Raw genomic sequence first — 21,344 nt, forward strand, 5'->3', positions numbered from 1 at the left:
GGGGGGGGTGGCGTTTGTTCGGCAGCCCCTTGCCGCCGCGCACCCCCCCCCCCCCCCCCCCCGGGGGGGGCCCCCCCCCCCCCCCCCGCCCCCCCCCCCCGGGGGGGGGGGCCCGCCCCCCCGCGGCCCTCAGCGGGCGTGGTGCTGGATCCCCTGCTGCGGCGGGATCTCGCTCAACCGGGGCTTGGCGGCGCGGCGGTGGCTCGCCCGACGCCGGCGGCCCGGGAAGGGGTTGCGGCGCGCGGGGGCGCTGGGTGCCAGTGCCAGGAGGCCGATCAGGGCGAGGACCGCGACGAGGATGAGCACGGTAACGAGGGTCATGTTCCTGCCTTCCGTCGGGTTCTGACGAGCTGTAGCTACTTGTTGTTACCGAAATGCGGGCCACTAAACACAGTGGGTGATGTTTACGTCGGGCTGGAGGGGCATACGGCTTGGCGTAAGGCTTTTCTACCGCTTGGAGTGATGACTGTGTCCGGTGAGGAAAAGACCCAGGCCAAGGGCGAGCAGGTCAAGGGCAAGGCCAAGGAGGCCGCCGGCCGTCTCGTGGGCAACGAGCGCCTGACCGCCGAGGGCCGCGCCGAGCAGACCAAGGGCGACGCCCGCGAGGCCAAGGAGAAGGTCAAGGACGTCTTCAAGGACTGACGCGGTGATGTGCGCGGGGGGCGGGCCCACGACCGGGTCCGCCCCCCGCGCACGCCACCGCGCCCGCCCCGCATCCGGCGTGAGAGACGCCCCGGCCACCCCACCGTGCGGGAACACCCCCACCGTCGGACGCAGCCCGCAGCCCGCAGCCCGCAGCCCGCAGCCCGCGAAAGTCCGCGGCGGCCGCGCCACCGGCGGGGCGGAGCCGCTCACGCCGCAGGCTCCTCCTGCCCCGGGCTGTCGGCCCCGCCCGCCGTGAGACCCACGCTCAGAGCCGCGAGCCCCGTCGCCAGGGCCCGGCGCCCGTCCGAGGTCATCGCCTCGAAGGCGTGGGCCAGCGCCCGCGCCCGGTTCTCCCGTATCTGCGCGAGGTGGGTCTCGCCCGCCGGCGTCAGCCGCAGGGTGACCTCGCGGCCGCTGTGCGCGCAGGAGTGCCGGGTCAGGAAGCCGATGGCCTCCAGCCGGTCGCACAACCGCGTCACCGAGGGGGCGGCCGCACCCAGGAGATGCGCCAGGGCGCGCATCCGCAGGCCCGGCTGACGGTCGACCAGGTACATCAGGCGCAACTGCGCGGGCGACGCGGCGCCGACCGCGGCGCTCTGGCGGGCGTTCTCCCACACGACGTCGAGGAGTTCGACGATGTCGTTGACGGAACGTGCGGCGTCGTTGTCGATACCGCGTGGCCCGGGGGCCGGTGCCGGCATCTGCCCTCCCTCCGCTGGAGCGGCCCGCCCGGCGCTGCCGCTCAGACGGGGGTGTCCGGCCCGCCCGAACGGGCCGGTATGGATTCCTGCGGGGCTGCGGACCGTCTCTGCGCCCCGAAGGAGCCGGACCGCTCACCCGTACCCGCTGCGGCGGCGGTGAGGTGGCTCAGCGTACCGGTGACCCGCAGCATCCGGTCCAGCTGCACGGGCCGCTCCTCCAGGTGCAGGCGCACACCCGCGGCGTCGGTGAGCCGGCGGACCATCAGCAGGGCCGACAGCCCACTGGAGTCCACCGACACCAGGCCCCCGCAATCGAGGTGCAGATCCCGCGGCGCACACCGCTCCCGCGGTTCCCGCGGCGGGGCGGGCTCCGTCAGCACGTCGGCCACAGCGGCCAGGAGCACGTCGGCCGCATGGCGGTCGAGGTCCCCGCGCAGCTCGATACGGACGGTGTCACCCGCGTCCGCGCGCGTCAGGCGCGGAGGAGGGCAGGGCGCATGGGTCATACGGAGGTCCCGGCGGAGGTGAGAGGGATACGGGTCAGGCGCGCGGCGCCGGATCGCAGGATGGCGGCGGCCCGCGGGAAGTCCCGCAGCTCGCGGCCCAGCAACTCCAGCGCCGGGGGCAGCGTCCGGGCGGGGACGCCCCGCGCGGCGAGGACGCCGGCGGTCCAGTGGAGGAACTCGCCGAACAGGTCCTCGTCATCGGTGTAGAGGGCCGCGGCGAGGAACTCCACCATGTGCGACAGGTCTTCGGCCGTCCGCTCCCGCTGGACCTCGCTGTAGTCCCGCACCGCCGCGAAGGAGGACTCCAGCCCGGTGAAGACCGTCCGCACCAGATGCGGACGGCTGCGGGTGACCAGCGTGTACTCCTGGTCGGCGAGATGCGGGAGGTCGTCGATGGCCTGGTGGTCCGGCTGGGGGCGCGGCAGCGGACCGGCCGCCAGCGCCCGCGCGGCGCCACGGCCGTCGGGCGCCCAGGCATCCGCGCCCAGCAACCGGGCGTAGCGGCCGTCGCGCCCGAAAGCGGCCCCGCCCACCAGCACGGGCGTACCGGCCCCCTGGCAGGCGGTGATCGTGGCATGCGCGGCGGGCAGGCGGGTCGCGATCGAGCTGGACAGGGCCACGACGTCCGGCCCGGTCCGGTGGATGTGCGCGACGAGATGCGAGGTGGGGACCTGGGCGCCGAGGTAGTCGACCTGCCAGCCCCGCAACCGCAGGACCTCCGCCAACAGCCGGGCCGGCAGCCCGTGCCACTCCCCGTCCACGCACGCCACCGCCACCCGGCCCCGCACCGGTCCCGTACGCGCCGCCGGGTACTGGGCGACCACGGCGACGGCCCGCTCGCTGATCGCGGTCGCGGCATGCTCCTGGGCGACGCCGATACGGTCGGCGGCCCACTGCGCCCCGACCCGCCCCTGGATCGGCGCGATCACATCGAGGAGCACGCCCTCCGCGTCCACCCCGTCCTCCAGCGCCCGGCGGACCACCGCGGTCGCGGCAGCCTCGTCACCGCGGACGACGGCCTCCCACACACGCTCCGCCAGGAGTTCGAAAGCCGCCGGCGCGGCCGCGTCAACGGTCATGCGGTGAACCTGCCCCGGGTGCGCCCGTTCACCGCGCTCAAGTGGTTGGTACGCGGAGCCGAGATCACCACCACCGCCATGTCGTCGTGCCGACCGGACCCCACCCACTGCGACGCCAGCATCTGCACCCGCTCCACCACCGCTTCGGCGGGCAGCCCCGCACACTCCGACAGCGCCCGCCGCAGACGCTCCTCCCCGAACATGGACCCGCCCAGCGGCCCGCCGCGCGCCTCGGTGATCCCGTCCGTGTACAGCACGCACGTCTCACCCGGCGCCAGCGTCACCCCGGCCGTCTCGGTGGTCACACTGGGCAGCGCGCCGACCAGCGTGCCGTGCGTCGGCGCCTCCTCGACGCTGCCGTCCGAGCGCAGGATCAGCGGAGCGGGATGGCCCGCGCTCGTCAGCCGCAACCGCACCTCGTTGCCCTCCCGCACCGCCGACGCCAGCACCATGGTGGCGAAACGCGCGTTGTCGGTGTTCAGCAGCGAGGTGTTCAACAGGCTCAGCATCCGCTGGTGGTCGTCCGCCATCGGCAGCAGCGCGTGCATCGTGTTGCGGATCTTCCCCGTCATCACGGCGGCTTCCAGACCCTTGCCGCACACGTCACCCAGGACGACGAGCGAGGCCTGCCCCTCCACCGTCGCGGGGTGCACGTCGTAGAAGTCCCCTCCCACCCGCTCGTGGTCCTGCGAGGGCCGGTAGCCGCCCGCGTACTCCACACCCGAGACCTGGTGGAGCGCCGGGGGCAGCAGCGCCCGCATCAGCGTGTCGGTGATCGAGGCCTGCTCCGCGTACAGGCGGGCGGCCGACATGGCCGCGCCGGCCCGGGCCGCGAACAGCCGGGCGAAGACCTCCTCGCCCTCCGTGAACGTATCGCTGCCGCTCCCGCGCAACAGGACGAGGGCGCCCGCCGGCACCCCGTGCCCCGGCAGCGGAGTGATCACGATCGACCCCACCGCACCGAACCCCGGAGGGACCAGCCAGGCCGGCGCGGTGGCCGGATCGATCCAGCGCGAGGGAACGGGAGGAAAGCCCTGCAACGCCTCACCCAGCCCCGGCACCTGCTCGGGATCGGCCGCCACCCGGGACCTCGTCGCGCTCCCGCCCCGCAGACAGGTCACCACCGGCAGCTCCCGTCCGCGCGAGGGCGCGATCACCAGCGCGGCGTCCGCGAGGTGCTCACCCGCCATCTGCGCCGTGACGTCCATGCACCGCTCCAGATTCAGCGAGGAGAGCAGCAGATTGGACGCCTGGGTCAGGAACGCGGTGCGCTCCCGCTCCATCCGCAGCGCCTCACGGGCCAGCCGGTGGTCGGTGTCGTCGACCAGCCACCACACCACCGTCCCGTCGCCGCGCACCGTCGGATGCGCCTCGTACGCCCGGTCGCCGATCGGGCCCCGCACCGCCGGACCGGCGTCCGCCCCGGGCTGCCGCCCGGGAACCGGCGCCAGGCACCGCGTATGGGCCGAGGCCAGCCACGCGGGCACCACGTCCGCCATCGGGCAGCCCGGGCGGGCCGCGGGGAAGATCAAGCCGGCCGCCTCGTTGACGGACACCAGGACCGAACGGGGGTCCGCCACGAGCACGGGGTAAGGGGCCTCACTCCACGCGACGGCCGCCGCGGTCGGAGGGGGAACTGGCTGGGTGGAATTCACCAAACGTCGAAGGCCCGCTGCGCGAACCCCTCACCTCATCGCCTCGAAGAAAATACTTGCCTTCCGGCAACCATCCTCCATCGGCCGACTCCGCCGCAACCACGCGCCCCACGCGCCGCCCTCCCTCACCGCACGCACACCGGAAGGGCACGCTTTCTCCGCCACCCAGCAGCCCAAACCGTGACAGTCCTCACCCCGATCCGCCCTCCAGGCCCGCTCCGACCGCCCCCGGGTGCTCGCCGCGGTCCCCGCCGCGCCCCGCGCCGCGGCCGTCCCGGCGCCCCGCCCCGCGGCGGGACCGCCCTCTCCGCCGCCGCGCCACCACGCCCCGCCCGCAGACCAGTTGGCCCCGGCGCGGCGCCCGCCCGAGCCCGCGGCGCCGTACGGCGCGGGGGCGGCCCCGTACGGCGCGGGGGCCCGGGGGAGGGGCGCGGCGCCACCGCGCAGGACCCCCGCCGCAGCACTGTCGTGCCGTCGCGGCGCCCGATGTAGGAAGATGGCGACGTGATCGGAGACGAACCCGTGGTCACCGCGACCACGCACGACGGCATAACGGTCGTCCGCCTGCGCGGCGACCTCGACGAGGACAGCGCACCCGCCCTGGCCCGTACCCTCGCCGAGGCCGCGGCGAGCGGACGGGCCCGAACGGTGGTCGACCTCTCCCTGACCACCTTCGCGGACTCCTACGCCCTGCACGCCCTGCTCGATGCCCGAACGACCCACGAAGCGGCCGGAACGGCGCTCGTCCTCGCCGGCCCGCTGCGGCCGGCGATCCGCCGGCTGTTCGACATCACCGGCACCGGATCCGCGTTCCGTATGACGGACAGCCTGGAGACCGCGATGACATGCTGAGCGCCCCGATCACCGTGCGAACCGGTGTGTGCCGCATGACCCGAACGACCCCGGGCAGGTGATGACGGTATGAACCCGCCCACCGCCGACGACACCCGCGAGCCCGCGTGCCGCGGGAACACGTCCGGTGCCCCCCCGAGCACGGCAGCCGCGGCCCGCGAGCGGGTCGGCGCACTGCTGCGCCGCGCGGGCATCAGCCTCGACAGCGTCACCGCCGCGGACGCCCTCCTGGTCACCTCGGAACTCGTCACCAACGCGATCCGCCACGGCGGAGGCGTCACCGCCTTCCACGCCGACATCACGGACGACGCCCTGCACCTGTCCGTGGCGGACCCCAGCCCCCGAACGCCCTCCGTCCGCACGCACAGTCCGGCCCAACCGGGCGGCTTCGGATGGCCCCTGATCCAACATCTCACCGAGCACATCGACATCAGTCGCCGCCCGGACGGCAAGACCATCACCACCACTCTCCGCCTCGCCTGACCCGACCCCCTGGTCGACGCCCGGGGGCCGGCGGGCGAGCGGGCGGCGGCGTCGCGCTACAGGTCGAGCCGGTAGGTGTGGGCGGTGTGCGTCGGCAGGTAGCCGAGGCCGTCGTTCACGCGGCGCATGTACGGGTTGTTGTCGGCCGTGTCGGTCAGCAGGCCGCCCAGGCGGGGGTGGCGGGCGCGGGCCGCGGTGATCGAGGCGGCCTTCATCCAGCGGGCGAGGCCGCGGCCCCGGTGCTCGGGCAGCACGGCCGTGCCGTAGTGCTGGGCGTCGCCCGTCCCGCTGCCGGGGACGGCCAGTTCGGTGAAGCCGACGACGGCGCCGCTCGCGCGGTCGACGGCCGCAACCGTGTGCAGGACGTCCCCGCGGGCCGCGACGGCGGCGGCCGCCGCCCGTACCCGGTCGAGGTCCCAGACGACCGTGCCGTAGTCGAGGTCGCCCATCGGCATGTCGTCCATGGCGCGCCGTGATGCCACGAAGCTGTCGGCGAGTTCGTCGGGCACCGTCCCCTCCCAGGCCGTCAGCCGGTAGCCGGTGTGCGGGCTCCCGACCAGAGCGGTGAGCGCGGGGAGGTCCGCCTCGGCCAGCGGGAGCCGAGCGTAGGTGAGGGCCAGCGCGGCGCGGAAGCCGCGGGCGAGGAGGAAGGCGGCGCCGGGAGTACCGGCCGCGGCCTGGGCGGTGACCGTGGAGCGGCCGTCCCGGCGGGCGGCGGCGACGGCGGCGTCGAGCAGCAGGCCGCCCGCCCGCGCGCGCCGCTCGGCGGGGTGGACCTGGACGTCCACCTCGGCGAGGTGGCCGCGATCCTCCCCGGCGAACAGGCGCAGGAAGGCGTAACCGGCGGGGGTGCCGTCGGGAGCGGAGGCCAGCCAGGCCAGGCGGCGGCCGGCGGAGGTCTGCTCGGGGTCGGTCAGGGCGGTGATGCGCAGGGACAAGCTGTCTCCGTCAGGGGAAGGGACGTACGGGAGCGGGGGCGGGGGAGGGGCGGCGGGGGTCACCGGGCCCAGGGCAGGACGCGGGTCCCCTCGGTGCCGGGTACGCGGATGACGCCGTCGGCGCGCATGGCGACGTGGGCCTCGGCGGCGTGCGGGGCGTGGATTCGGCGCAGCACGTCCGGCGCCAGGACGAAGGTCTGCCCGGCCGTGACCTCCTCGGTGCGGCCGGCGCAGGTGACGTGCAGGACGCCGGCGGTCAGCGTCCAGACCTGCTCGCGGTCGGCGGCGTGCTCGGGGCCGCTCTGGCCGGCCTCCATCGCGACCGTCCAGGTACTGAGCTCCGTGCTGCCCCGGCTGGGGGTGGCCAGAGCGGTCATGCGGGCGTTCGGGGACTCGGTGACGCTCTCCGCGGTGGGGGTGATCACGAGCACGGCGGGGCCGGCGGGCTCTGCGGGACCCTCGGGCTCGGCGGGCTCGGCGGGGCCCTCGGGCTCGGCTGCTGCGGGTTCGTCCGCAACGGCCCATTCGACGAACTGGACGACGACCCCGTTCGGGTCGGTCAGCTGGAACAGCCGCTCGCCCCAGGGCTCTTGGCGCAGCGGCATGGTGATCGTGGCGCCCGCTTCGCGCAGACGCCGCTCCTCGGCCTCGATGCCGGTGACGGTGAGGGCGAGGATCAGGCCGGTGGCGTGCCGGTCGCGCTGCTCGGGCGGGAGTACCTCGCTGCCGCGGCGCAGCAGCACCACGTCGGCCGCGGCGTCACCGCGGGTCAGGGACGCGAACCCGTCGGCGGCCATGGTGACCTCGTAGCCGAGGTGGGCGCAGAAGAACGCACGCGAGGCGTCCACGTCGGCGACGGTGAGGGAGAGGGTGGAGGCGGTGACGTTCAGGGTGACTCCTGGTCAGGTACGGGCATGACAGGGGGAGGAGAAGGGAGGCGAGGACAGGGGAGGCCGCGGGGCCGGATCCCGAGCCGGACGAGAATCTGTTCAGTCGGGCGAATTTTGCGACAGACGTAACTTTCACACGGCGATCAAGCTCCGTCAAGGATAATTTTGCCCTTGGTGTAAGTTTTCTTCATGGCTACCGAACTGGGACTCCGCGAGTCCAAGAAGCAGGAGACCAGGCACCTGATCTCCGCCTGCGCCACCAGGCTCTTCATCGAGCAGGGCTTCGAGCAGACCACCATCGCCGAGATCGCCCACGCCGCCCGCGTCGCCAAGAAGACGGTCAGCAACTACTTCCCCCGCAAGGAAGACCTGGCCCTCGACCACCACGAGGCGTTCACCCAGGGCCTGGCGCGATGCGTCGCCGAACGCGCCCCCGGCCAGGAGCCGCTCACCGCCATCGGGCACACGTTCCGCGCCGCCCTGCTGGAACACAGCCCCGTCGTCGGCTTCACCGGCCCCGCGGTCGCCCGCATGGTCACCGACAGCCCCACCCTCACCGCCCGCCTGCGCGAACTGCACGACCAGCGCGAGCAGGCACTCGCCGCGGCACTGGCCGCCGCGGCCCCCGACGCCGTCCCCGCCATCGCACCCCGCGCCGCCGCCGCCCTCATCGCCGCCGCCGACCGGCTGCTGTTCCGGCGTATCCAGGAACTCACCCTGGCCGGCCGCACCGACGACGAGATCGAGGCCACGCTCCTCCCCGAGGCCGACCACGTCCGCGCCCTCCTCGGCGCCGCCCTCGACCACCACCCCACCGCCGTGAGCGCCTGACCCGACCGGGAGGCAGGCCGCGAAACGCCTGCCCACCCACCCGATCCGACCCGGCTCGACGCCGGCAACGCCACACCCCCCGCCCGCCGAAGCCCCGAACCGCCCGGCCGAACCGAGGGCCCACCGGTCCAGGGGCAGCCGGCAGCCAGCAGCAGGCCAGGGGCAGCCGGCAGCCAGCAGCAGGCCAGGGGCAGCCGGCAGCCAGCAGCAGGCCAGGGGCAGCGGACAGTCGGCAGCGGGCCAGGGAGCGCGCCGAAGGCCGACTAACCCACGGCCCGCTTCACCAACTCGGCGATCCGCGCCTCCGCCTCCGGTGTGACCTCGGCCAGGGCGAAGCCGGCCGCCCACATGGGGCCGTCGTCCAACCGGGCCTCATCGCTGAAACCGAGCGTCGCGTAGCGGGCCTTGAACTTCTCGGCGCTCTGGAAGAAGCAGACGATTTTGCCGTCCAGCGCGTAGGCGGGCATCCCGTACCAGAGCTTGGGCGCCAGCGCCGGAGCGGTGGCCGTCACGACCGCGTGGACGCGCTCGGCCATGACCCGGTCCGACTCCCGCATCTCCGCGATCTTCGCGAGCACATCGCGCTCCGCCTCCGCCGCCTTCTCCGCCTTCGAGGTGCGTCGGGCCCCCTTCTTCAGCTCCTGGGCGTGGTCCTTCATCGCGGCCCGCTCCTCGGCCGTGAACCCCTCGTGCGTGCCACCGGTTCCACTCATGGCGCTCCCCCTCGGCGATCTCCGTGTGGATCTTGAACGGCACCCTACGACCCCCAACCCCCCACGGCTACCCGTCCGCACGCACCTCCGACATCACCCCGACCTGGCACGCCCGCCACCGCGGCCGGAACAACCGTCCCGCCCCCCGTCGAGCCGCAGACCAGGACGCCGCTGACGCTACGTACGGGGCTCCCAGCGGAATGTGCGGACCGGATCCACGAGAACAGGGCCGTCCACGCGGCCGTCAGCGCGACGCGGGCCAGCGCCGCGCCCGGCGTCAGTTCGGCCGTCCAGCCCGAGCGCGCTGACACCGCAGTTCCTGACCACCAGGTCAGCCAGGGGCCGCTGATGCCAGGCGCGGCGCGGGCCGCGGCACGCCGCCGGCCGAGGTCCCGACGATCCGGTTCTGGCAGACAGTCCACGTGTCTGCCAGAACCGGACCACTGTCCCATTTATCAGATTGCTGGAGGAAGTGCCATGTCTGTGCTCATCGAGAAGGTCAACGCGGGCGTCGGCCGGCACGTCGACGGTCCGGTCGCCCCCGTGATGGCGACCCCCGCCGCGTTCACGGTCGGCTTCATCGGCGGCGCCAAGGCGACCGCCCCACTCCGTCGTCCCGGGCCCCGCCCGGGACGACGGACGACTGGAGACAGGGCCCGGCCGCGGCCGCGAGACATGGCCGACCAGACCGCAGGCCAGGACCCGGCCACCACCCCCTGGGAGGATGTCCGTTCGGGAATGTGCCAAGGGGAGGGCAGAGATGAGCGGGCAGGGATCCGCAGGGAACGAGCCGGCCGGGAACACGCCGCCGAAGAGGTGGCAGCCGATTGCGGTGCCCGGCCCGGAACCTGAATGGGGGCCTGCGCCCGGGTACCAGGGGAATCCGAATCCCGCGTTGCAGTACGGGATGTGGGACTCGATGGCCCTCTCCCACCGGCCGATCGGTGTGCTTCCACCACCTTTCCAGGCGTACGCGGACCGGCTGGTGCTGAACGTGGAGCAGAGCTGGGAAGACCTGGGATGGGTGGACGTCGCCACGTTCCGCCTGGGCCGGCGCTTCTTCGTCCTGAGCCAGTTCACCGACGTGCAGGACACGGGCGTCACCGTGTGGCTCGACCGCCGGCACACCGACGACGAGGCCTCCCTCGCGGTGCTCGTCGAGACCCTGGGCATCCCGGCCGACCGCGTACGCGACATCACCTGGTCGCCGCACCCCGTGGTCCAGCGCGAACTGCTCTCGCCACCCCGACCCGAGGGCGGCCCGGGCTCATCACGACGGCCACGTTTCCTCAGGAGGCTCCTCAGGAGGCGCAGCCGTCCAGCGGCCGACTCCGCCGACCACTAGGAGCGGAGACCGCCCCACCGGCACGGGTTGCCGGCGAGAGCCCCCGCCCACCGCACACCCCTTGGCCCCCTCGGCCCTCCTTGGCCCATCCGGAGGACCCGGCGGTGCGCCGATGCCCGCAGGAGCGGACGGCACGGGCAGGCTCGGAGCCCGTACGCGAACCACCCCAGCCAGCCCAGAGCCCGGACGGACGACCCCGATGAGCGCACTGCACGCGGCGGCGGCGCCACGCGAGCGGGAACGCCGCCACGCCGCCTGGCTGGAGCTGTTCTTCGACCTGGTCTTCGTGGCCTTCGCCGCCCAACTCGCCCACGAACTGCACGGCGACCCGGGACTGCGCGACTTCGCCGTCTTCTTCGGACTCTTCTTCCCACCCTGGTGGATGTGGGTCAACCTGACGGTCTCGGCGAACCTGTTCGAGGACGACGGAGCCCGCCGCCGACTCCTGATGCTCTTCGCCATGCTCTGCCTGGCCGCGATGGCCGCCGCGGTCCCCGAGGCCGACACCTCACGCGGCGCCGTGTACGCCCTCGGGTACGCCGGCACCCGGCTGGTCCTCCTCGGACTGTGGTGGCCCGCCACCCGCAACCCCCCACCGGACCGCGTCCCGCCCTGGCGCCCGATCAGCTACTGCCTGCTGTCCGGCCTGCTGTGGGCCGCCTCCGCCGCCGTCCCCGGGCCCTGGCGGTACACCCTGTGGGCCGTACTGATCGCCGCCGAGATGATCCTGCTGCTCAGCGCCCGCGGCCGAGGCGTCCCCGGACGGATCGACACCGGACACCTCGTAGAGCGGGTCGGACTGTTCGTCATCATCGTGCTCGGCGAGTCCGTACTGGGCCTGGTGACCTCCATGGACCAGGCATGGACCGCCCAGGCAGCAACCGTGGCCGTGCTCGGCTTCGTACTCCTGGCCGCCCTGTGGTGGTCCTACTTCGACTTCGGCTCCGCCTCGGCAGAGCTCGTACTCGGCTCGGCCAAGGGCCCGCGGGCATACCTCCTGGCACGCGATGTCGGAGGCTTCCTGCACTACTTCGTGACCGCCGGAATCCTCTGCATGGCAGCGGGACTCGCCACCGCGGTCGAGGAGTCCAGCCACGCGCACCTCCCCGTCGGGGCGGTATGGGCCCTGACCGGGGGACTGGCCCTCTACCACGCGGCCCACGCCGTGATCGCCCTGCGCCTCGGCCGCCGCGCACGCCACGTCGCGGTCTGGGCACTGCCCGGCATCGTCGTCCCCGTAGCGGTGGCCCTCGCCGCGCACGCCCTCGCACCCTGGCTGGTGGTCCTCCTGCTCACCGCCGAGGCGATCGCCCACCTGCTCTACGCCCGCACCGTGGCAGCCCGCCTCCGCAAGCAGACCGCCTAGCCCCCACCCCCGGCCCGAACCGCCGCCCGCCCCAACAACAGCACATGGCCAACCCTCACCGACCACCCGCCGGCCCTCCAGCCGGTGAGCAACCAACCCGCTGGCGCCCTTCGCACGCCGCTGACCCCGTCGGCCGGCGCCACCGGGCCGTCGCAGGCCGCGTCGCCCGTTCAGGCGATGACGGGGTGTCACCACGCGGCTTCGGTCGATTACCGAACACACCTGTGCAAGGTTGATCGGCGAGCCGAACGGAACCGGACCGGGACGAACGGGAGCGGAGGTGTTAAGGCCGTGATGCCTGCCATCGCCCGTGGCCTCACGACAGCAGTGTTGATCGGGGCGCTCGCCACGTCCATGGGCTGCGGAGGCGGGGGCTCCTCGGAGTCGTCCCAAGATACGCCGGAGCAGTCGGAGCAAGCACCGGAATCCCAGGAGCCGGAGACGGAGCCGGAACCCGACCGCACGCTCTTCCCGGGGACCGGGGGCCGGCAATCCGCCCCGGTCCTCGTGCCGACCGCCTCGGTGGGCAAGCCGACGGGCGTGAAGGTGAAGTACCGCAACACCTCCGAGCAGGACGTGAGCTTCGGGGCTGTCGACGCGAGCGCGAACAGCGGGGATGCGTCGGCGGAGGCGGGGACATGCTCCGGCGTACTGCCCCCCGGCGGGGAGTGCGAGATGACGTACCAGCACATCGCCTACGAGCCGGGGCCGTACACCGGGGAGCTGACCGTCGAGACCTCGCTGGAAACGTTCACCGTGCCCCTCTCCGGGGAGGCGGTCGCAGCCGAACCCACGGAGACCGAGAACCCGCCCACCGAGACCACCGAGAGCCCGCCCACCGAGACCACCGAGCCCGAGCCCACCGAGCCCGCCGAGACGGAGCCCACGGAATCCGAGTCCGGGCTCACCTGAGGGCCGGGGCAGAGGTCAGCTCCACCCTCAGGGTGTCGTCGTCGGGCAGCACGACCGTCAGATGGTCCTCGTGGCGCGAGGCGTAGGAGACGAGGTAGTAGCGGGACGGCGCCTTCGCGAGCAGGCGGAACCCGAGGTACTGGTACCGGAAGGGACCGCTGCCGGGTCCCTTGTCCTTGAACTGGATCTTCGGGGCGTCATGGGTGAGGGGCACGCGCGAGTAGACCACCACGGGCAGGCTCTCCTGGTACCCCCCTTCGATGTCCTTCCAGGCCTCGCTCCTGCCCGCCATGGTCACGTAACGGGACGCGTCGTAGAACAGGCTCATCGTCAGCAGCCCGATCAGCAGGGCGCCGCCCACGAGCCACATCTGGTCAGCCGTCCGCGTAGGCCGGTCGGGATCCTCCCCGGCCTGATGCAGGCGCTGCTGAACGGCGAAGAACGCCAAGGTGGCGCCCAGGGCCACCACCAGGGGCGGCACGAGCTGGGTTCCCCACCAGGACTCCGGGAGCGGGTTGGGCATCCGCTCCCAGTAGAAGAACGGGAATCCCAGCAGCACCATGAGCAGGCCGCCGACCAGCAAACACCGGCACACCCTACGGCGCCGGCCCTCCTTCCCGGGGCGGGCCAGCGCGTGCCCCAACCGGCCGAGCCCCAGCAGCGCGACCAGTCCGCAGACCAGCAGGAACCACACCGGACCGAACACCGCCTCCGGGCTCTTGACCAGGTAGGCCTGGACGGAGAGCTGGAGGTCGCCCGGCGGCACGCCGAAGGTGGAGTAGTAGGCGTCCGTGTACGCGCTGCCGAAGTAGTACAGCAGTCCGATGACGACGGTTCCCGGCGCCGCGATGTACGCCGCCTTGTCCAGCAGCGACAACCGCGGAGGCGGCTGAGGGCTCCGCGGATGCGCAGGCTCCGGGCTGGGGGGTTCGTCCTGCGGCTCGGACATGGCCCCAGTCTGTCGGCCCGCGATCGGGCCTGCACGCGGGCCGGGCCACCTGGCTGACCCCGCCGCGCCCCGGACCCACCGCAGCGAGCCCAACCCCGCCGATCCTGGGCTTGCCCCGGAAGAACCGGGCAGCCGCCGTGACACCAAGTCAGTGCCCCTCAAGATCACAGCCCCTGCGGCATCCGCGTTCACCTCCCCACCTTCGCCATCTCCACTGCCGCCACCCGCCGACGTGGACGCGAAGCACTCCTGGGGGGCGCTGACCGAGGGCCTGGACGTGCCCCGGGACGCGGATCCCGGCAACCGGGCGAAGGCGCGGGAGCAACTCGGCGTGAACCGGCTCGCGCACGCCGCGATCGTCGGCGTCGTCAAGGACGTCCTCCCCGAGACGCAGGCGGGTCTCCTGGCCGGCTCCCGCCCCGGGCCCCTGCTCGCGGCCCGCTCCCGCTCCACCACCACACCCGCCGCGGACCCGGACGGTGCCGCCCGCTGACCGGGCATCGGCTGGAGAGCCTGCCGGAAATGGCTGGCAGGTGCATGACGGGTAGGTGGAGGGCGGGGCTACCTTCTTAGGGCTCCGGAGAGGCGGCTGCCCCAACGTGCGGGCCACAGACGGGCGCTGGCGGCGTCTCCAGTGCCCCGGTTTCCGCCGAGGGGCCGGGTCCCCCCCACGCATGAAGGAAGACGACCATGTCTCTGGGCACCTGGCTGAAAGTCGGCACGTCCGCCGCAGCAATGGTTCTCGCGGCGGCGACCGCCGCGACCGCGGCACCCGCACCCATACCCGACGCCACCGCAGCGGTAGTGACGCTCCGCTACGACGACAGCCGGGCCGGCGGCTGGGAAGCCGCCATCACGGCCGGGGTCGCCTCCTGGAACGCGAACGTCAGCAACGTTCGGCTGGTGGAGGCCGCGCCCGGGGTCCGGGCCGAAATCGTCATCGTGGCCACCACCGGCTGGCCCCAGGCCACCCTCGGTCCGGTCCGTCCTGGCCGACAGGTGCGAGTCGAACTCGGCGCGCAGGCTGTGAGCCAGGGGTACGACAAAACACGCATCGCTGCGCACGAGCTGGGCCACAGCCTGGGCCTGCCGGACACCAAGCCGGGGCCGTGCTCCCAGCTGATGTCCGGGTCCAGCGCCGGGACGGCCTGCACCAACGCGGTGCCCAACGCGACCGAGCGGTCCCGCGTCCAGAACGCGTACGCGAACGGCCTCGCGGCAACCGTGCCCACCGACGGCCGGGTACTCATCGACGCCCCCTGACCGGCAAGGAGCGTGTCGCCCTCTCGGGGCAGGGCCACCAACCACCAGGTGTCATCGCCGCGGATACCCGCCGGGTCGTAGTTGTCGGCCGGCCGTGGCCGGGAACCGCAGCGACTGCGAGGCCTGGGAAGAGTCGGGCACCAAGGCCGCCGTCGGTGGCGCAGTCACGATTGCCGACGGCGGCTATCCAGGGACCGGCCTCGTGATCCCTCACCGCCGCGAGCGCGGGCAGGCCGCACTCACACCTAGGAAGGAAGAGCACAACAGGTCTCACCAACAGGTCCGCGCCCGCGTCGAGCACGTCTTCGCCCGTATGAAGACGTGGAAGATTCCCCGTGACTGCCGCCTGCGAGGCGACGGCGTCCACCACGCCATGCTGGGCATCGCGCAGCTGCAAAACGTTGCCCTGACCCAGTGATTGAGAGGGTCAACCCAGCTCAGCCACGTCAGAGCCGGCAGGCTCCGGGGGCCTCTGGTGACCGCACTCCAGACGGGTTCCGTTGGCGTCAGCCACTGTGTACTCCAGCACAATCTTGGCCGGGTCGCCGTCCTCGTAGGGCCACACCGTGATGCCTCCCTCCCAGACGAAGGTGGAGAACCAGACATCGATCCCCTCGGCTTCCGGCGCGACCGTGAAGACCTCACCGGGCTTCAGATAGAAGTCCTCACCGTACGGCTCGATGAAGAGACAGAGATCGCTTTGGCCTGCGTTCTCCACGGGCAGCCTGCTGCGTCCCACTCGCCCCCCGAACCACCACTCCGATGCGCCGCTCCCCAGTATCCGCCCACACCGGCTCGCCGGACTCAAGCAGCCTTGTCCCTCCGAGTCCGTTGGGGGGACAGCCCTTGGACGCCGTCGCCGCGGCCCCCAGCACCGCCGGCGACACCCCCCCGCAGTCACACCGCCACCGCCCTCGCCAACCAGCACGGCGGATCCGCCCGCACCTGGGAACGCCTCCGTGCCCAAGCAGCCGGCCAAACCTTCTGACCGTCCGCGATGACTTGGACATCACGGGGATAGGTCGAGCGCGTCGGTCCGCTGGACAGCAGGTCCCTCCAGCACGACTCACGACGCCTGGGCGGCGCGTGCCGCACCTGCCCCGTGCGCATCTGCCCCACCCTTCCACCCGGCGACGGCCCGACCGTGGCGGCGGCCCGGGAGGGGGTCGGCTGCCGCGCGGCCGGGCCACGATGGCGGCGCGGGCCTCAGCGGCTACGGCGGACGGAACCCCATCGAACTGCAGCTCCTCGACGGCCGCGGCGTCCTGCTGCGGCTGCTCCTCGCCGAGGCGAAGGCCCGCAAGGCGCGCGAGGTGCGGCCCGCGCCGGCCGGACCCGCGGGTTCCCCAAGAATCTGGCTAAGAACGCCGAGGCCGCCATCCGCGCCGAGGAGAAATGGATGACCGCAGCGGGTGAGGAGTTCGACCCCTCCCCAACGCCCCTGCCGCTGCTGCCGAGCCCGCGAAATGGCCGTCAGGGGCCCGTGGGGCATGTCACGTTACTGATCGCAGGCGGTCACTTCTCGCCGTCAGTGATGCGCGGGGGCATTTCCGAGAGCGCGGCGGCTGGGTACGGCCTCGGGCTCGGGCTCTGCAAAAGGAGCCGGCGCGGTGCCCTCGGCGCGCGGCTAACCCCCGCGTTCCGCATTGTGCTCTCCGCCCCTCGCCGGAGTGCGCAGACTGCAACCTCGGGAGAGGTGTGCAGCGCCATTTCCGCGGACCATGCGCGGAGACCTACTCGGGAACCTCATCCTCGGCGTCGAGGATGTCGAATGCGTTCGGGACGTCGTCCGTGCCGCTCCAGCCGGGCGCGGCGAGAGCGGAGGGAGCGTCCTGTGGATGCTCGATGGTGTAGTCGCGTATGGCGCATTGCGCAGTCGAAGGTGATCTCCTCGCCGGTCGCGATGGAAAGGCGGGCTCTGGCCGGTCTCGCCCAGACGGGGCCCTGCACCTCACCCCCACCGGCCGCACCCCCGACGAACAGCCCCTCGACCCGACCCAGGCCCCGGCCGAAGCGGCGTGACGCGGATCTCACGACTTGCTGCTCGTCTGACGGCAACGCCGTCAAGGGCGGCGGCAACTGACGTCCGACAGAGAAAAATTCGGCTCCACCTCCGCACAAGGACCGCCACCTGATGCCCTCTTCCTCTCACCGCCGCTTCCCAGCCCGTCGCCGTCTCGCCCTGGCCACCACGGGACTGGTCACCGCGGCGGGCCTCGGCGTCCTGCCGTTCGCCACGCGCGCCGATGCGGGTGCCGTCGATCTCGCACACGCCGGCTTGGCCGCCCAGGACGGCTGGGCGTCGAGCGGCTCGGGCACCACCGGCGGGCAGGCCGCCGACGCGGCGCACGACGTCACCGTCACCACCCGGGCCGAACTGGTCAAGGCTCTCCGCGCCGGCCCGTCCGGCGCGTCGAGGATCATCCGGGTGAAGGGCCGGATCGACGCCAACACCGATGACCAGGGACGCCCCCTGACCTGCGCCGACTACGCCAAGGGCACCGGCTACGCGCTCACCGCCTATCTCAAGGCCTACGATCCCGCGGTGTGGGGGCGCTCCAAGCTGCCCTCCGGCACGCAGGAGTCCGCTCGGGCTGCGGCGCAGGCGAAGCAGGCCGAGCGGGTCAACATCACCGTGCCGTCCAAGACCACGATCATCGGCGTGCCCGGCACCGATGCGGGAATCACGGGCGGCAGCCTGGTGGTGCAGAAGGCGGACAACGTCATCATCCGCAACCTGACCTTCGCCGACACCCGCGACTGCTTCCCCCAGTGGGACCCCACGGACGGCTCCGACGGCAACTGGAACTCCGCCTACGACGCCGTCACCCTGCGGGAGGCGACGCACGTGTGGGCCGACCACAACACGTTCACCGACAGCCCGCACTTCGACGCCTCGAACCCGCGCTACTTCGGCCGCGAATACCAGGTCCACGACGGAGCACTCGACATCACGAAGGCCTCGGACCTGGTCACCGTCTCGTACAACCGCTTCGCCGACCACGACAAGACCATGCTCATCGGCAGCAGCGACAAGGACACCAAGCTCCGTGTCACGCTGCACCACAACGTCTTCCAGGGCATCGTCCAGCGTGCGCCGCTGGCCCGGGTGGGACAGGTCCACCTCTACAACAACCTCTTCGACACCACCCCGCGCAACGGCTACGTCCACAGCTACAGCGTGAACGCGCGCGCCGGCGTCCAGATCGTGGCGCAGAACAACTACTGGACGCTCTCCTCCGACCGGAAGGCCTCCCAGCTCCTCTCGGGCGACGGCACGGGCGCCTTCGCCGGCAGCGGGAACATGGTCAACGGCCAGGTCACCGACCTCGTCGCCGCCCACAACGCCGCGAACAAGAAGAAGATCAAGCCCGAAGCGACGTGGAAGCCCACCCTCGCCAGGGGACTGGAGTCCTCAGCGGCGGGCCTGCCCACCTCCCTCGCCCGCAGCGCGGGCGCGGGCATCCTGAAGTAACCCACCGCCCCGGTGCCCAGCCAGCCACCCCGGCGCCCGGGCACCGGGGCGAGTCACTACCTGCTCTCTCCTCGGCGCCGCTTCGCCCCGCGGTCATGCGGTCGCGTCCTGCTCGGTCTCGACGAGGGCGCGGTACAAGGTCGGCAGACTGGAGTGCCCGCCCTTGTGCTCGCCCCGGCTGAGGACGTCCCGTGCCCCTGCTCGTTGACCCTTGCCACTGAAGTCAGACCACTGCACGGTTCGTGCCATCGAACCTGGACGCCCTGGTCAGACCTCTTCCGCACCAATCGACGGCTCCGGAGATTCACGGTCGCCGGGACCTAGCTGCTCAGCGATGTTGTTCCACATGAAGCCGTCTCGCCAGCCCGGCTTCGTGCCGGCCCAGCCCAGCAGCGCCCCGCGAACCTTCTCCTGAGAGATCGTCTGCGTCTGGTAGTGCAGCTCAGCCACGCCGTCGCGATATTCGAGTTGGTAGGTGTTGTTCCCACGGAGCAGCACCTGGATATACCAACTGCCGGGCCGCTCCTCATCCACCCGCTCCAGGACCAGGTGAGCATCGCCCGATCATCCACCAAGGGTGTGACACCGCTGCTTGATGCCCTGACCAAGGGAGTCACCTTGGATGGCATGAACCGCGCCGTGGTCCAACTTCAGTGGCAATCGGTCCAAGTTCGGTGCCACTCACGGAGCTTGGCCGCCGTACGGCGGGCCGCTGACCCCCGCCACCGCTCGGCAGCCGGGCTGTTCCCACTGCCGTGCCCAGTCGACGCCGAGCTCGGCGAAGGCGGTGAGCTGCGCCGAGTCGAGATTGTCGCGGCGGGCCTTGATGTTTCGAGACTGCCTGGAACCTGACCACTCCCGAATTGCGACAGGCCCGAGCCCGAGCGTGGCTGGAGGGGGACCTCCAGCCACGCCAGCGGCAGACCTGGAGCGGACCGTTGAACCAACCCGTGCAACGAACAGCTCCGGAGCCCGTGCGATCGAGGTTCGCGGCTGCGGAACTGGACGCCTACGCAATGCCGTTCGGTCACCTGGACACCAGTCAGGTGAGGGTGGCGAGCCGACCCCACGTCATCGGCCCCGACGCGGAGCTCGTCGTCGGTACCGACGAGCGATTCCGCCCGTTGCTCGTCAGGTCCTGCCGGCCTGCCTGCCTGCCGTGCGTGCCGTGCCGTCGCCGTGCTGACAGGAGTCGATCGCGCCCGACGCACCCCAACCACCCTTCCCGGACAGCCTCGTGTCGTTCTGCCACGCGCACAAATGGACATTTCGTGAGATAGTGGAACCGTAGCGCCATTGCTCCGACCTCCGACTGGAGGAGGGCTGACCTGGAAGCCATGGCGTCGTTTTGGCAGCGCTTCTCACTTCGCGCATTTGCCCGACCCGACCTACAAATTTCGCCGAACATCGGCACGTCTCGAAGTGGTTGACGGACGAACCTCGTGAGTCGGCCGTGCTGAAAGCCGCCCGGCAACACGCGTCATCGGGCCGATGCGCCTGGCGAGCGGTTGCATCCATGCGGGGGCAGGCCACCTTCCACTCGGGTTCACGCCTACCGATGGATCGCTGGACGCCCATCCCCTCCCCGGAGAATCGAGAAGCCGAAGGGAACAATTCCATGGCACAGGCAATGATCGCTGCCGCTCCCGAGATCACGGAACTGCCCACGGTAGCTGCCGGCGAGCAGGCGGAGGGGCTGCAGGTAGTACAGGACTTCCTGTTCCAATTCGGTTATCTGCCGGATCCGAACAGGACGAGCAGGCTGGACGAGACCACCTCTTGCGCTCTGAAAAAATATCAGGAGTTCCATGGTATCCCCGTCACGGGCGCGTTCGATGAAAGTACCCGTTCGTTGATGGCGCAGCCTCGATGCGGCATACCTGATCTTCACGATGGTGCGAGGTTTGCCACGGCATGCCCATGGAATCGCCGGAATCTCACTTTTGCCTTTGATGCCGGCACCTCAGATATCTTGGGAAACCAGGAGTTCACCGCCGTGCGCAATGCCATCCAGACATGGGCGGGAGTTGTCAGATTCAACTTCCGGGAGGTGGCGACTACCCAGAATCCCGATGTAATGATCGGCTGGCGATCGGCCAATGATCCCGACTTGAGCATGGTTGGAAACGCCATCGCACACGCGGACTTCCCACCTGGATGCGGAGTCATCAACAACACCCTCCCGAGGCCCGTCCACTTCGACAACACGGAACATTTCTGGGCCATCGGAGCGGTAGCGGGTCGCTTGGACGTGCAGTCGGTCGCCCTGCATGAACTCGGTCACATCCTGGGCCTTCAGCATTCTGTGGCCACATCCGTCATGGCACCAACCTTCGGGACAGGGAGAACCAGGACAACTCTCACCCTGGACGACATAAACAGCACTCGTGCCCTGTACGACTGGCTGGGATGGGAATCTCTGGGTGGAGCACTCAGCAGCGACATCGCGACCGGCGTCAACGCGGACGGCCGCATAGAGATTTTTGCCCGCGGCACCGACAATGCGGCCTACCACAAATGGCAGATCACGGCGAACAGCAACAACTGGACGAGATGGGAGCCCCTCGGTGGCGCGCTCACCACTAACATCGCCACGGCACGTAACGCGGACGGCCGCCTAGAGATTTTCGCCCGCGGCACCGACAGCGCGGCCTACCACAAATGGCAGATCACGGCGAACAGCAACAACTGGACGAGATGGGAACCCCTCGGTGGCGGGCTCACCAGCAACATCGCGACCG

At 71.7% G+C, this 21,344-nt stretch carries 22 protein-coding genes and 1 pseudogene; 12 read left to right on the forward strand and 11 right to left on the reverse strand.

Annotated elements, in window-relative coordinates:
* Positions 1-129: 129 nt before the first annotated feature.
* Positions 130-321: a hypothetical protein gene (locus ACFWUQ_RS22505; protein ID WP_384540783.1), complete on the reverse strand. Its 192-nt coding sequence runs from the start codon at positions 319-321 to the stop codon at positions 130-132.
* Positions 322-468: 147 nt separating this feature from the next.
* Here ACFWUQ_RS22505 and ACFWUQ_RS22510 point away from each other — a divergent pair, with 147 nt between their 5' ends.
* On the forward strand, positions 469-642 hold the full coding sequence (locus ACFWUQ_RS22510) for a CsbD family protein (protein WP_384540785.1): 174 nt from the start codon (positions 469-471) through the stop codon (positions 640-642).
* A gap of 209 nt (positions 643-851) precedes the next feature.
* Here ACFWUQ_RS22510 and ACFWUQ_RS22515 read toward each other — a convergent pair whose 3' ends face one another.
* From ACFWUQ_RS22515 to ACFWUQ_RS22530, 4 genes are read right to left on the reverse strand one after another with little or no spacing between them, the layout of a single operon-like run.
* Positions 852-1,346, reverse strand: coding sequence for a MarR family winged helix-turn-helix transcriptional regulator (locus ACFWUQ_RS22515; RefSeq protein WP_384540788.1), 495 nt, complete (start codon positions 1,344-1,346; stop codon positions 852-854).
* Between the two features lie 41 nt (positions 1,347-1,387).
* Positions 1,388-1,852 (reverse strand): STAS domain-containing protein, encoded by a 465-nt coding sequence (locus ACFWUQ_RS22520; RefSeq protein ID WP_384540791.1) that lies wholly within the window; start codon positions 1,850-1,852, stop codon positions 1,388-1,390.
* Positions 1,849-2,931 (reverse strand): B12-binding domain-containing protein, encoded by a 1,083-nt coding sequence (locus ACFWUQ_RS22525; protein WP_384540793.1) that lies wholly within the window; start codon positions 2,929-2,931, stop codon positions 1,849-1,851. Before ACFWUQ_RS22525 ends, ACFWUQ_RS22520 begins: the two co-directional genes overlap by 4 nt.
* Positions 2,928-4,517 (reverse strand): PP2C family protein-serine/threonine phosphatase, encoded by a 1,590-nt coding sequence (locus tag ACFWUQ_RS22530; protein ID WP_384540796.1) that lies wholly within the window; start codon positions 4,515-4,517, stop codon positions 2,928-2,930. Before ACFWUQ_RS22530 ends, ACFWUQ_RS22525 begins: the two co-directional genes overlap by 4 nt.
* Before the next feature lie 573 nt (positions 4,518-5,090).
* Between ACFWUQ_RS22530 and ACFWUQ_RS22535 the strand changes: the two genes are divergently transcribed.
* Entirely contained in the window at positions 5,091-5,438 is a 348-nt protein-coding gene (locus ACFWUQ_RS22535; RefSeq protein WP_384540799.1) for an STAS domain-containing protein, read from the forward strand.
* A 69-nt stretch (positions 5,439-5,507) separates the two neighbouring features.
* On the forward strand, positions 5,508-5,921 hold the full coding sequence (locus ACFWUQ_RS22540; RefSeq protein ID WP_384540802.1) for an ATP-binding protein: 414 nt from the start codon (positions 5,508-5,510) through the stop codon (positions 5,919-5,921).
* A gap of 56 nt (positions 5,922-5,977) precedes the next feature.
* On the opposite strand, the gene ACFWUQ_RS22545 is transcribed toward ACFWUQ_RS22540, so the two are convergent.
* On the reverse strand, positions 5,978-6,859 hold the full coding sequence (locus tag ACFWUQ_RS22545; RefSeq protein WP_384540804.1) for a GNAT family N-acetyltransferase: 882 nt from the start codon (positions 6,857-6,859) through the stop codon (positions 5,978-5,980).
* Between the two features lie 59 nt (positions 6,860-6,918).
* Positions 6,919-7,707, reverse strand: a complete 789-nt coding sequence (locus ACFWUQ_RS22550; protein WP_384540807.1) for a VOC family protein — start codon at positions 7,705-7,707, stop codon at positions 6,919-6,921.
* 231 nt (positions 7,708-7,938) lie between these two features.
* Here ACFWUQ_RS22550 and ACFWUQ_RS22555 point away from each other — a divergent pair, with 231 nt between their 5' ends.
* Positions 7,939-8,580, forward strand: coding sequence for a TetR/AcrR family transcriptional regulator (locus ACFWUQ_RS22555; RefSeq protein ID WP_384540810.1), 642 nt, complete (start codon positions 7,939-7,941; stop codon positions 8,578-8,580).
* Positions 8,581-8,843: 263 nt separating this feature from the next.
* Here the strand turns inward: ACFWUQ_RS22555 and ACFWUQ_RS22560 are convergent, their stop codons facing one another.
* Complete coding sequence (locus ACFWUQ_RS22560) at positions 8,844-9,293, reverse strand: iron chaperone (RefSeq protein ID WP_384540812.1); 450 nt, start codon at positions 9,291-9,293, stop codon at positions 8,844-8,846.
* Between the two features lie 895 nt (positions 9,294-10,188).
* Here ACFWUQ_RS22560 and ACFWUQ_RS22565 point away from each other — a divergent pair.
* From ACFWUQ_RS22565 to ACFWUQ_RS22575, 3 genes are all read left to right on the forward strand, one after another.
* Positions 10,189-10,638 carry a hypothetical protein gene (locus ACFWUQ_RS22565; protein ID WP_384540814.1) on the forward strand — a complete coding sequence of 150 codons (450 nt, stop codon included), beginning with the start codon at positions 10,189-10,191 and terminating at the stop codon, positions 10,636-10,638.
* A 199-nt stretch (positions 10,639-10,837) separates the two neighbouring features.
* Entirely contained in the window at positions 10,838-12,004 is a 1,167-nt protein-coding gene (locus tag ACFWUQ_RS22570; protein WP_384540817.1) for a low temperature requirement protein A, read from the forward strand.
* Positions 12,005-12,511: 507 nt separating this feature from the next.
* Positions 12,512-12,916, forward strand: a complete 405-nt coding sequence (locus ACFWUQ_RS22575; protein ID WP_384540819.1) for a hypothetical protein — start codon at positions 12,512-12,514, stop codon at positions 12,914-12,916.
* Here ACFWUQ_RS22575 and ACFWUQ_RS22580 read toward each other — a convergent pair.
* Positions 12,909-13,865 carry a hypothetical protein gene (locus ACFWUQ_RS22580; protein WP_384540821.1) on the reverse strand — a complete coding sequence of 319 codons (957 nt, stop codon included), beginning with the start codon at positions 13,863-13,865 and terminating at the stop codon, positions 12,909-12,911. The genes ACFWUQ_RS22575 and ACFWUQ_RS22580 overlap by 8 nt on opposite strands.
* Positions 13,866-14,097: 232 nt before the next feature.
* Between ACFWUQ_RS22580 and ACFWUQ_RS22585 the strand changes: the two genes are divergently transcribed.
* From ACFWUQ_RS22585 to ACFWUQ_RS22595, 3 genes and pseudogenes are all read left to right on the forward strand, one after another.
* Positions 14,098-14,358: a hypothetical protein gene (locus ACFWUQ_RS22585; RefSeq protein ID WP_384540823.1), complete on the forward strand. Its 261-nt coding sequence runs from the start codon at positions 14,098-14,100 to the stop codon at positions 14,356-14,358.
* Between the two features lie 197 nt (positions 14,359-14,555).
* Positions 14,556-15,128, forward strand: a complete 573-nt coding sequence (locus ACFWUQ_RS22590) for a snapalysin family zinc-dependent metalloprotease (protein WP_384540825.1) — start codon at positions 14,556-14,558, stop codon at positions 15,126-15,128.
* A gap of 33 nt (positions 15,129-15,161) precedes the next feature.
* Positions 15,162-15,546, forward strand: a pseudogene (locus tag ACFWUQ_RS22595) (transposase family protein); the annotation flags it as partial.
* A 9-nt stretch (positions 15,547-15,555) separates the two neighbouring features.
* Here ACFWUQ_RS22595 and ACFWUQ_RS22600 read toward each other — a convergent pair.
* Complete coding sequence (locus tag ACFWUQ_RS22600; RefSeq protein WP_384540828.1) at positions 15,556-15,846, reverse strand: hypothetical protein; 291 nt, start codon at positions 15,844-15,846, stop codon at positions 15,556-15,558.
* Positions 15,847-17,262: 1,416 nt separating this feature from the next.
* Between ACFWUQ_RS22600 and ACFWUQ_RS22605 the strand changes: the two genes are divergently transcribed.
* On the forward strand, positions 17,263-18,603 hold the full coding sequence (locus ACFWUQ_RS22605) for a polysaccharide lyase family 1 protein (protein ID WP_384540831.1): 1,341 nt from the start codon (positions 17,263-17,265) through the stop codon (positions 18,601-18,603).
* Positions 18,604-18,870: 267 nt separating this feature from the next.
* Here the strand turns inward: ACFWUQ_RS22605 and ACFWUQ_RS22610 are convergent, their stop codons facing one another.
* Positions 18,871-19,137, reverse strand: coding sequence for a hypothetical protein (locus tag ACFWUQ_RS22610; protein WP_384540833.1), 267 nt, complete (start codon positions 19,135-19,137; stop codon positions 18,871-18,873).
* A 1,084-nt stretch (positions 19,138-20,221) separates the two neighbouring features.
* On the opposite strand from ACFWUQ_RS22610, the gene ACFWUQ_RS22615 reads away from it, so the two are divergent.
* Positions 20,222-21,344: matrixin family metalloprotease (locus ACFWUQ_RS22615; RefSeq protein ID WP_384540835.1), on the forward strand; the 1,123-nt coding region annotated here is incomplete at its 3' end.

It is taken from the genome of Streptomyces sp. NPDC058662, from assembly GCF_042716255.1.
In the GTDB taxonomy this organism is placed as follows: Bacteria; Actinomycetota; Actinomycetes; order Streptomycetales; family Streptomycetaceae; genus Streptomyces.

What these genes read in the sequence shown, in the direction of transcription:
- ACFWUQ_RS22505 (WP_384540783.1), bottom strand. Translation starts at nt 321, where the DNA reads ATGACCCTCGTTACCGTGCTCATCCTCGTCGCGGTCCTCGCCCTGATC.
- ACFWUQ_RS22515 (WP_384540788.1), bottom strand. Translation starts at nt 1,346, where the DNA reads ATGCCGGCACCGGCCCCCGGGCCACGCGGTATCGACAACGACGCCGCA.
- ACFWUQ_RS22520 (WP_384540791.1), bottom strand. Translation starts at nt 1,852, where the DNA reads ATGACCCATGCGCCCTGCCCTCCTCCGCGCCTGACGCGCGCGGACGCG.
- ACFWUQ_RS22525 (WP_384540793.1), bottom strand. Translation starts at nt 2,931, where the DNA reads ATGACCGTTGACGCGGCCGCGCCGGCGGCTTTCGAACTCCTGGCGGAG.
- ACFWUQ_RS22540 (WP_384540802.1), top strand. Translation starts at nt 5,508, where the DNA reads ATGAACCCGCCCACCGCCGACGACACCCGCGAGCCCGCGTGCCGCGGG.
- ACFWUQ_RS22555 (WP_384540810.1), top strand. Translation starts at nt 7,939, where the DNA reads ATGGCTACCGAACTGGGACTCCGCGAGTCCAAGAAGCAGGAGACCAGG.
- ACFWUQ_RS22560 (WP_384540812.1), bottom strand. Translation starts at nt 9,293, where the DNA reads ATGAGTGGAACCGGTGGCACGCACGAGGGGTTCACGGCCGAGGAGCGG.
- ACFWUQ_RS22570 (WP_384540817.1), top strand. Translation starts at nt 10,838, where the DNA reads ATGAGCGCACTGCACGCGGCGGCGGCGCCACGCGAGCGGGAACGCCGC.
- ACFWUQ_RS22580 (WP_384540821.1), bottom strand. Translation starts at nt 13,865, where the DNA reads ATGTCCGAGCCGCAGGACGAACCCCCCAGCCCGGAGCCTGCGCATCCG.
- ACFWUQ_RS22590 (WP_384540825.1), top strand. Translation starts at nt 14,556, where the DNA reads ATGTCTCTGGGCACCTGGCTGAAAGTCGGCACGTCCGCCGCAGCAATG.
- ACFWUQ_RS22605 (WP_384540831.1), top strand. Translation starts at nt 17,263, where the DNA reads ATGCCCTCTTCCTCTCACCGCCGCTTCCCAGCCCGTCGCCGTCTCGCC.